The organism is Luteibacter sp. P4_D7_3 (assembly GCF_056401735.1).
The window spans coordinates 1-1,404 of record NZ_JBFUIT010000550.1; the positions used below are offsets into that span (position 1 = coordinate 1).

1 protein-coding gene is annotated in these 1,404 nt (G+C 64.2%); it reads right to left on the reverse strand.

All coding sequences use genetic code 11. The annotated features are described in order from the left end of the window. Nucleotides 1-470: 470 nt before the first annotated feature. The coding region (locus AC1DSN_RS22625; protein ID WP_477333076.1) for a histidine kinase at nucleotides 471-1,404 on the reverse strand (934 nt) is incomplete at its 5' end.

Sequence of the window (1,404 nt, forward strand, 5' to 3'; positions counted from 1 at the left end):
GGGTACGTGATCGAAGATCACAGCCTGGTGCTGTACGTGCGTCCGAAGAAGAAGCGCTGAGGCGGGGTTTTCCGGCCTGGCAGGTGAATAGGGCTCCCGAGAGGGGGCCTTTTTCTTTGGGGGTGTGAGCTCTTGGAGGAGCGGGCTGGGCCGGCGATGGGGTTGGCGGCAACCTGGCTATCGCCGCTGAAGCGGCTCCCACATTTTGCCAATGTCCCGCATTTCACCAGGATCCTGGATGGCGCCCAATAAAAACGCCGCTGGCGGACTCCTGTCCACCAGCGGCTTGATCCGATGTTTCCGCGGTTCGTGAATCGCGAGTTGCTCGCGGGATCCACGGGTCACCACTTCGCATCGGCGAGGCTGACATCCTGTCGCCTCATCAGGTCGATCGTCCCCACGACCGACCTGGGCTCACCGTCTCTCGACGGCGGCTCCCCCACATCGATGACGGAATCGTAACGAACGGTTCACTGACCCGGTATCGGAAAATTTCCTATGTGAGTTCCGATACTTGTGCTGCGAAGCAACACACGAAGGTGTAGTCCGATGGGCTCGGGGCAGATACGAAAGATGCCGCCGAGGGCGGTGATGCGATCGCTCATGCCTTGTAGGCCGCGCCCACCACCGTCTGTGCGAATCGGTCGTGGCGTCGAGGGCAGGCCGGTACCGTCGTCACGAATGTCGAGGATCGCCACCGGACCGCTGTCACGCAGGCCGATACGCAATCGTAATTTCAGTTCCTTCGCACCCGAATGACGGACCACATTGGTCGCACTTTCCTGCACGACGCGATAAATCGCGGTAAGCGTCTCGTCGTCGAGCAGCCGGGGTTCGCCCCGCAAGTCGGTCACATAGTGAATGCCAGCAGCCGTGAGCATGTCGCGTACCGGGCCTTCGTCCAGTGCCCGAAGCAGGCCGAACTCGTCGAGAACGGAGGGGCGCAGGCTGTCCAGCATCTTGTGCAGGGCGCGGCGCATGTGGCCGAGGATGCCGTTGATGGAGGCGCCGATGTCGTCGAGGCCCGCGCTGCCGAGTCGCGCCTGGGCCAGTTTGAGGTGGGTCTGGATGGCGGTGAGGTTCTGGCCCAGTTCGTCGTGAAGCTCGGCGGCCATGTGCTTGCGCAGATCTTCCTCGGCCTGGAGGTTGCCGCGGGCCGCGTCCCGTAACTGACGTGCAAGCTGGTCGAGACGCTGGTTGGCGGCGGCAAGGTGGGTGTTTTGCTGGGCTACTCGCTCGCTGCTCCGGCGCAGGGCGTCGGTGGCGGCGCCGAGCATGAGGGTGCCCGTGCCCGCCACGGCGAGGAACAGGTGGGCGGCGGCAGTCGGGGCGCCGCGGCCGATCATGTCTTCGGTGACATTCAGGCCCACGCTGGTGATCAGCATTGCGAGGCCTGCGCCGCGC